6 protein-coding genes and 1 pseudogene are annotated in these 8,471 nt (G+C 58.8%); 2 read left to right on the forward strand and 5 right to left on the reverse strand.

Going from position 1 to position 8,471, the window contains the following annotated elements; genetic code table 11:
• The 5 genes from AC0L20_RS39200 to AC0L20_RS39220 all read right to left on the reverse strand — a co-directional run.
• On the reverse strand, nucleotides 1-825 hold an 825-nt coding region (locus AC0L20_RS39200), incomplete at its 3' end, for an amino acid ABC transporter ATP-binding protein (protein WP_473295551.1).
• Nucleotides 825-1,478: an amino acid ABC transporter permease gene (locus AC0L20_RS39205; protein ID WP_473295547.1), complete on the reverse strand. Its 654-nt coding sequence runs from the start codon at nucleotides 1,476-1,478 to the stop codon at nucleotides 825-827. The genes AC0L20_RS39205 and AC0L20_RS39200, both read right to left, overlap by 1 nt.
• Before the next feature lie 11 nt (nucleotides 1,479-1,489).
• Nucleotides 1,490-2,461 carry a proline racemase family protein gene (locus AC0L20_RS39210; protein ID WP_473295548.1) on the reverse strand — a complete coding sequence of 324 codons (972 nt, stop codon included), beginning with the start codon at nucleotides 2,459-2,461 and terminating at the stop codon, nucleotides 1,490-1,492.
• A 4-nt stretch (nucleotides 2,462-2,465) separates the two neighbouring features.
• Nucleotides 2,466-3,308 carry a transporter substrate-binding domain-containing protein gene (locus AC0L20_RS39215; RefSeq protein WP_473295549.1) on the reverse strand — a complete coding sequence of 281 codons (843 nt, stop codon included), beginning with the start codon at nucleotides 3,306-3,308 and terminating at the stop codon, nucleotides 2,466-2,468.
• An 88-nt stretch (nucleotides 3,309-3,396) separates the two neighbouring features.
• Complete coding sequence (locus tag AC0L20_RS39220; protein ID WP_473295550.1) at nucleotides 3,397-4,632, reverse strand: NAD(P)/FAD-dependent oxidoreductase; 1,236 nt, start codon at nucleotides 4,630-4,632, stop codon at nucleotides 3,397-3,399.
• A gap of 184 nt (nucleotides 4,633-4,816) precedes the next feature.
• Between AC0L20_RS39220 and AC0L20_RS39225 the strand changes: the two are divergent.
• A pseudogene (locus tag AC0L20_RS39225) lies at nucleotides 4,817-5,287 on the forward strand (Lrp/AsnC family transcriptional regulator); the annotation flags it as partial.
• A 498-nt stretch (nucleotides 5,288-5,785) separates the two neighbouring features.
• Nucleotides 5,786-7,450 carry an MFS transporter gene (locus AC0L20_RS39230; RefSeq protein WP_473295552.1) on the forward strand — a complete coding sequence of 555 codons (1,665 nt, stop codon included), beginning with the start codon at nucleotides 5,786-5,788 and terminating at the stop codon, nucleotides 7,448-7,450.
• Nucleotides 7,451-8,471 lie beyond the last annotated feature (1,021 nt).

Raw genomic sequence — 8,471 nt, forward strand, 5'->3', positions numbered from 1 at the left:
GGCTGAAGGTATAGCCGCGGGCGAAGTGAGTGGGCCGAGAAGACGAGCCTGTTCCGTGAACCGTCCGACGAAAGCGGCGAGCCGAGGATTGGCATTCGACAGCAGAAGCTCACGCGGAGGGCCACTGGCAGCCACGACTCCCTGGTCCATGAAGATGACCCGATCGGCCAACTCATAAGCGAAGCCGATCTCGTGGGTGACGATGACCATGGTCATTCCTTCGGCTGCCAGCTGCCGGATAGCGGCGAGCACTTCGCCCACCAGTTCCGGATCCAGTGCCGAGGTCGGTTCGTCGAAAAGCATGATGGTGGGCTGCATAGCCAACGCCCTTGCGATCGCGACGCGCTGTTGCTGGCCGCCCGACAATTGCGAAGGGTATTTATGTGCCGCGTCGGGAAGACCCATGCGCATAAGGAGTTCGCGTGCCCGCGCCTCGGCTTGGGGGCGCGGCACTTTCTTCACCACCATTGGCGCTTCCACTATGTTCTCAAGCGCCGTGCGGTGGGGAAAGAGGTTAAAGCTCTGGAACACCATCCCTGTCTTGATACGGAGTGCGCTGACCTGCCTGCCAGAGAGTTTCAGCCGTTCGATCTCGGTGCGGCGGAAAAGGGGGGCGCCCTCGACGAGAATTTGCCCCTGATCAGGCTCCATCAACAGGTTCATGCAGCGCAACAGCGAGGTCTTGCCCGACCCGCTAGCACCAATGAGGCAGACCACCTCCCCGCGATGAACGTCAAGATCGACGCCACGTAGCACATGGTGCGGCCCGTAGGATTTCTCGATACCACGCACGCTCAATACGACTTCGGTGGATGCTGCGGTCATCATGCGCCATCCTTGCGCTCGAACCTGCGCGAAAGAGCGCTGAGGGGAAACAGCATGAGGATGAACACGGCACCGATGACCGTGTAGACCTCCATCGGCCGATAGGTGAAACTGGCAATGTAACCCGCCTGGTACAGCAGGTCAGGGATAGTTAGTACCGAGAGGAGCGTCGTATTTTTGAGCTGCATAATCGTCTGGCCCATCAGTGGTGGCACCATGCGGCGGAGTGCCTGCGGCAGGATGATCCGCTTCATGCGCTGCACGTACCCCATGCCCAACGCAACGGCGGCGTCAGTCTGGCCACGATCAATCGACTGAACGCCGGCGCGCAGGATCTCCGCATAGAAGCCGCTGGCGTAGAACCCGAGTCCGAGAATGCCCGCCGTTTCCTTGGCGATCTGGATCTGTAGGAAGATAGGCAGCGCGTAATAAGTCCACATCAGCAACACTAGCAGCGGAATGTTGCGGAAGAACTCGACCCACGCTCGACCGGTCCAGCGCACGATTGGCCATGGGCTGAGCTGAAGCAGCGCCACAAACAGACCAATCGCGAGTCCGATGGCGCAGGTGTAGATCGTATATTTTAGAGTGACGAGCAGGCCGTAGGCAAGGATGTCCCAATTCGCGAAGACGATGGACGGATCGAATTTCATGGCGCTCTCCGTCAGATGGGAAGAAAGCCGGCAGGCAGCGGATCATCTGATTCGAGAACGAGGGTGGAAAATGCCGTGACATGAGCCATGCCTCGCACCTCTGGAATTACCGCTGGAATGCCGCCACCAGCCTGAGCCAACTTCGCTATTTTTGCTTCAAAGGGGACACCAAGAATATTCTCAGCCCGGTAGGAGTCGCCTATCGCCAATTGCCCGCGGGCGTGAAGTTGGGCCAGACGCGCGGAGGTGCCTGTGCCGCACGGCGAACGGTCGAACTTGTTGCGGGCCAAAATGACTAGGTGCCGGGCGCCCCCCTGGATCGGATGATAAAAGAGAATGCTGCCAACTTGCGGCACTCCACTGCGGGCATTGAGCGTTTCCTTGATGGCCATGCCCGCGCGACACCAGGCACTGGCGTGTTCGATATCAAAGGGTAGATCGACTTGCTCAGCGGTGACTAGCGCATACGTGATGCCGCTATAAGCTACGTCACAGGTCACCTTGCCGAGATCTTTGACGTCCGAAACAACGTCGGATGCAAGAACGTAAGAAGGCACATTGCGCAACAGGACTGAAGTGAGCCGGCCGGCCTCGAACATGCCTGTCACATGAACGATCCCCGCCGGTGTCTCGATGGACATTCCGTTTTGCTCAAACCCTTTCGGGAAGGCTCCCATAGCAGCAAGACTGGCGATGTAACCGATAGTGGCATGGCCGCACATATCGGCGTAGACGTAGGAGAAAATAAAAAATAGGCCATGGTCCGCCTTGCGGGAGGGCACAGGTAGCGCCGCCGCCATGGCGGCATGCCCGCGCGGTTCATGGAGCAGTAGCGTTCTCAAGCCGTCATGGTTGTTGCGGAAATCGTCCCGCTGCTCGCGCACGCTCTGCCCGCGCAACGGAGGAATGCCCGCCATGACGGTTCGGGTGGGATGCCCTGCGGTATGGCTGTCGATGACACTGAAGAAGCGGCTCGTACGCATGGCGTCAGCAATACTTGCCGGACTGAGGAACCACTTTCATATCAATGCCCCGCTCGAGCATGTAGCGCGTAATGCGCGAGCAGGCGAGGCCAAGAGAATTCTGCTGCGACATCCAATTGGCCAGAAAGTTGGAGAATCCCTCATTGCCGGCTTCCCGGCGGATGCCGATCGTGGCAGGGTTGCGCAGGACCGGCGTGGGCACCACCGCCTTGCCGACACCCTTCGAGTCGAGCAGTGCGGCGTCCTGGTCCGCGACGATGATCGCGTCGACCTTGCCTGACTGCAATTCCAGCACCGCTTGGTCGCGCGAGGGGACTGCGACGATCGTGGAGTTAGGGATCACGGATTCGGCAATCACCTGCATGGTCCCGCCCTTCTGCACGGCGATGTGCACTTCCTTCTTGTCCATCTCGCGCCAGGTCTTAGGTGCGAAGCCGGGGCGCGCGACGAGCGCCCAGATGCCCTCGACGATAGCCCCGGGCACATAGTCAATAACGAGCCCGCGGCGAGGATTGGGGTTCAGCGCCACAGCGAGGTCTACCTTGCCGGCCTGGAAATCGGCTGCCAAGTTGCCCCAGGTCGTCTCATAGTATTCGACCTGAACACCAAGTAGACTGGCGATATCCTTGCCCCAGTCGACGAAGAATCCGGACCATTCGCCGGTACGCGGGTCCTTGATGTAGCCCGGCTCCTCCGCGACCATTACGGGAAACTTGAGCTTGCCGCTTGCCTTGATGCGGTCGAGCACCAACGAAGGGTTTTCGGCTCGGGCTGGTACGGAGTTCAAGCCGAGCAGCGCGGTTGCACCAATAACAGCAGTGACGATCGCAGTTACCCAACGGCTCATTGAGGCCTCCTGGAATTGAACTATGTCAATTTATAATTGAACCATATCATGATTGGTGGGCCGCGCAAGTCGAAACTTACTGGGAGCCCTATCGCAGGCCGTAGGGCACGCTGGAAATCCGGGGCGCGCGCCCCGCGACGAGATCGCAGACAATGGCCGCTGTCATGGGCGCTCCGCTGATGCCTAAGTGACCATGGCCAGTGGCGAATATGATGGAGCCGTGCCTCGGATGGGGACCAATGATGGGGAGACTGTCTGGCGTCGATGGTCTGACGCCCATCCATTCGGTTACCTCGCCGATGGATATGCCGGGCAGCATTGCTCGGGCGTATGCCCGCAGCTTCTTGTTCTGCTTCGCGTCGCGCGGGGCATCCGGTGCATCAAATTCGGCGATGCCCACGACTCGCAACCCAACCTCGAGCGGCGTTGCAACGAAGGCTGAAGCCGCGTCCGTGACCGGGCGACTGATAGCACCGGAGGCGCCAGGAATGGTGATGTGATAGCCGCGCTCGCTGGCTAGTGACAAGGCAACGCCAAGGGAGCGCGCCAGATCGCGGCTAGCAATACCCGCCGCGACGACCACCGTGTCGCAGCGATGAGGCCCCGTACTCGTCTGCAGTGTCACCCCTTGCGTTCCCGGCTCCAAAGCCTCGACGCGCGCAGTGCGAATTGATGCGCCTAGTGCAGCGGCTCGCCCCATCAGGCCTTCCACCAGCGCTATAGGGGAAGTGACATGACCACTGCCCGGAAAATATATTCCACGCTTGTAGTCGAGGGACAAAGTGGGCTCCATCTCGCGCAGTTGCTCCGCGCTCAGCCTCTCAAAAGCCACGCCGCAGCTCATTCGGAGACCGTCCACCCGCTCATCCAGCGGGCTGGAGGCTACGCCGCGCCAAACATGGAGGGCCCCGCTCGGCCGGAACAAGCGATTCCAATCGGGGTCGCCGAGCATATCGCGATATAGTGCGGCACACTGATGGTTGAGCGCGTACAACGCCGTATACGCCTCCTTCCAAGCCTCGGGGCGCCCGGTACGCAAGAAGCGGAGCAGCCAAGGCGCGGTGCGGGGCAACTCACGCGCGGCGATGCGTACCGGCCCGTTAGTGTCAGCGAACCATCGTAGTGCACGCCAGATGACACCGGGATGCGCCATTGGAAGCGCCGATCCCGCATTGTATTGCGCCCCGTTGCCCCACGAACAGCCATGGCCGACCCGGCCCTCCTCTATCACCGTAACCCGGTGGCCTTGCCGCGCCAGCATAAGCGCGCAACTCACGCCGACTATGCCCCCGCCGATGATTGCGACAGCACGTTGTTCAGTCATGCGCCACCTGTGACCCGCACTGACTCGCATGGGAGTTCCACCGTGCCGGGGCACAATCTGCGGCAGGTAAGATATTCTTCATGTCTGAACCCTTGTCCTATAATTAATATAGCACAATACACCAAAATTGATCTAATACAAACATGTGACGGCACCATCCGACGAAACCCATCCGGAGCCAGACATGCAATACGACCGAACAGATGCCCGTATCCTAGAGATCGTACAAAAGAATAATCGCGTGACTTGCGAGGTAATCGCCGAAAGGGTCGGGCTTTCGATAACCGCGTGTCAGCGGCGATTAAAACGGCTTCGTACAGAAGGGATCATTGAGGCCGACGTGTCGATCGTTTCGGCCAAGGCCGTGGGACGGCCTATCCAAATGCTGGTCTTGGTTACGCTAGAACGGAAGCGTTCTGACGTCCTCGACAGGTTGAAGAAAGCGATCAAAAGTTCAATTGAAGTCGTCAATGGATTCTACATTACCGGCGACGCAGACTTCGCTCTATACATTACCGCCCCCACAATGGAGGAGTACGAGCAGTTCACGCAACGCTTCTTCTACGAAAACCGGGATATCAAAAGCTTTAAGACATTAGTTGTGATAGATCGGGTAAAGGCGGGGTTTGCGCTCCCGATCGCGATGCCTGACGACCGTCATGGACATCCTTTATCACCGAACGAGCATCGGCCGACGCGCTGTCGACGACGGCCACGCTCGGTAGAGTTCGGTACCATAAGGGCGGCAACTTCGGATCCCCAATCGGCTGAATTGTAAGTTGCACCGATGCTGACGGCCCGATCTGGCGTGCAGAGGCCGAACTGCACTCCATGTCCACGAATCATTCCTGAAACTACCAAACCGATGTCGCTGTGGACCCACCGCTCTGTTCAGACGGTAGAGCTGATCACGACCGCTCCACGCGCGGGCCTTACCATTTTCAGCAGACCAATGAGGCGCAGCAGGGCCCCGCCGCTCCGGTCCTCTCACTCAGAAAAGGTCAGCTCCTTGATGGGAACCGTTGATCACAGGAGTGATCACCACTGTTCTCTGGAAATGAGCAATTTGCTTAGATGATGGCTGAGGAATCCAATTTTGCTGAACGATGCTTCATCTGGTCCGAAACGTCTTGCCGGCAAGACCGAAACCGATATGACGGACAAGCCAAAGGTTCAGATGTCCAACCGCGACGGGATCACCGCTCAATTCCGACATGCCGATTTCCGTCGCATCTGGCTCGCAAGCCTGCTCTCGAATCTCGGCGTCTTGATTAGGGGAGTGGGCGCCGCTTGGGCGATGACTCAAATGACATCGGGAGCCGACATGGTCGCACTGGTGCAAACCGCGCTGATGCTGCCTGTCATGCTGATTTCAATTCCCGCTGGAGCAATCGCCGACATGTATGATCGGCGCAAGGTGATGCTGTTCTCGCTCGGCATTTCCTTTACAGGTGTGACCGCGCTGACCACGCTGGCTTGGCTTGATCTGATCACGCCGAACCTGCTGCTGGTGCTGTGTTTTGCTGTCGGCAGCGGTGCGGCCCTGATAGACCCTGCCTGGCAAGCCTCTGTAAGGGAGCAAGTGCCGTCGGAAGGGTTACCTGCGGCGGTGGCCCTTAACGGCATCAGCTATAACATCGCACGTAGCGTTGGCCCAGCAATAGGTGGGATGGTCGTTGCGGCTGCTGGCGCAGTCACTGCGTTCGCGCTTAACGCACTGCTCTATTTGCCGTTAGTGTTCGCTCTGCTTCTGTGGAAGCGCGCGACTGAACCCTCGCCGTTGCCGCCCGAAAGCCTCCACCGTGCTATCGTATCAGGGGTGCGCTATATCATACACTCGCCAGCGATTAAGATCGTATTGATCCGCTCCTTTGTTATGGGTGTATTCGGCGGCGCTGTCATTGCCTTGATGCCGCTGGTAGCGCGCGATCTCCTGCATGGCGGCGCCAAAATCTATGGCATCCTACTTAGTTCCTTTGGTCTTGGCGCGGTGATCGGCGCAGTCAAAATCACGGAAGTGCGTAAGCGCGTGAGTGGGGAGGCCGCGATCCGCGCGTGCGCGGTGTCCATGGGCGGGGCAGTTGCTGCAGCGGCGCTGAGTCGCGAGCCGGTTTTGACGGCGGGTGCGCTCGTCTTGGCAGGGGCGGTGTGGATCATCGCTTGGGTGCTGTTTAGCATTGGTGTGCAACTGTCAGCGCCACGCTGGGTGGCAGGACGGTCACTCGCGGCCTATCAAGCGGCCAGTTCTGGCGGGATTGCCATCGGTAGTTGGGGTTGGGGCTACATGACCGATGCCGCTGGTGTCAGCGTAGCGCTCCTGTCCGCAGCTGCTTTGCTGCTACTCTCTGCGCTGCTCGGGCACTGGCTGCCGATGCCGCGCGTCAACGCACGGGGCGAAGAATCAGAGATGCTAGAGGATCCCAAAGTGCGGCTGGCACTTACGGAACGTAGCGGGCCGCTTGTGGTAGAGATCGAATATCGAATTGCGCAAGAGAACGCGCGGTCCTTCCACGCTTTGATGCAGGACATCCAACTATTCCGTCAGCGCAACGGAGCCTATGGCTGGTCAATTGCTCGGGACATTGCAGATCCCGAACTGTGGACCGAGCGCTATCACTGTCCGACATGGCTTGACTATTTACGCCAGCGCAACCGCGCCACTCAATCGGAACGCGCACTGGATAGAGAGGCAACAGCTTTTCATATTGGTCCGGAACCCGTTCGCGTCCGGCGCATGCTGGAGCGGCCGTTCGGGTCAGTACGCTGGAAAGGAGACGTGCCCGACTCTATTCTAGACGAGGACGCACGCAGGAAATAATTTGGTAAGGGTGGAAGAAAGTCGACCCCGATCAAGGATGAACTTGGCGCACAGCGCGCGCTTTCTCCATGGGAGTGGCCCTTCTTCTGAGACAACACACCCCGCAGCGCGCCGGAGCGAACGCTGCGGAAAAAAACGATTGCTCACAACGACAATTTATTGCCGATTTGCGCAAAACGGCGGGAAAGAGTCTGGGGTCAAGGCCCCCACGTTCGCCTGGCGTGTGCGAGCGTGACCCCGTGTCCCTATCCTGCCAGCATAGCGGAGCAGGATATTTGTGAACTCTCGTTTCGGCGACCCCAACTCCTTGTTTGATCTTGAGGCGGTTGTTCAGGGAACTTCTGGCTGCCGGCTAGTTCCGGTTCGCCTTTGCTCTTAGCCGCGCAAACAGAATTTGCTTGCGCCGGAGCATACCAGTAGTGGATAATTGTGACTTCCATTGTCGACCACAGCCAGCATCATTGCACGGCGGGAACGAAAACCGAGCACGTGGGTCCTGCTTTACCTGATCGACGCAGCACCCGCCTGCAAAGCGCATTCAGAAACTGTCGATGCCTTCGAGGCCGCTGTCAGCAACCAGCCCCCTAAACACTAGAGGGAACGTAAGCCACCGCTTCTTCAAGTAAGCTGGCATGGGCCGATCATCATCGATGGCAGCTCAAAGGGGCCTTTCTAGGATCAGGCTGTCACCCGGCCTATCCGTGAGAACGAAGATGTCTCTCAATTGCGAAGATCGCGCTTACCGTCTTGCTGGCCACCAGTGACCAACGAGAGCAGACGGACTACTCAGCAAACATCATTTGATCTAGCACTACTTTGGCAGAATCTATTTGCGCCAGTGTTTTTCAAGGATTTGTTTTCGGCAGTATGGACACCGTTGAGGCGGCGGCCAAAGGATGAGATCGACGATGGCGTGACGTACGGCGGGCATGGTTGGCTGAGGCGTAACCCTACGCGGTAGGCCGCAGCGCGCTGATCTTTCCAGTTAACCGTTAGAGCTCGTCGGACTCCTCGGTTTTCG

This window comes from Bradyrhizobium sp. Kon58 (genome assembly GCF_055807455.1).

What these genes read in the sequence shown, in the direction of transcription:
- AC0L20_RS39210 (WP_473295548.1), bottom strand. Translation starts at nt 2,461, where the DNA reads ATGCGTACGAGCCGCTTCTTCAGTGTCATCGACAGCCATACCGCAGGG.
- AC0L20_RS39205 (WP_473295547.1), bottom strand. Translation starts at nt 1,478, where the DNA reads ATGAAATTCGATCCGTCCATCGTCTTCGCGAATTGGGACATCCTTGCC.
- AC0L20_RS39220 (WP_473295550.1), bottom strand. Translation starts at nt 4,632, where the DNA reads ATGACTGAACAACGTGCTGTCGCAATCATCGGCGGGGGCATAGTCGGC.
- AC0L20_RS39230 (WP_473295552.1), top strand. Translation starts at nt 5,786, where the DNA reads ATGACGGACAAGCCAAAGGTTCAGATGTCCAACCGCGACGGGATCACC.
- AC0L20_RS39215 (WP_473295549.1), bottom strand. Translation starts at nt 3,308, where the DNA reads ATGAGCCGTTGGGTAACTGCGATCGTCACTGCTGTTATTGGTGCAACC.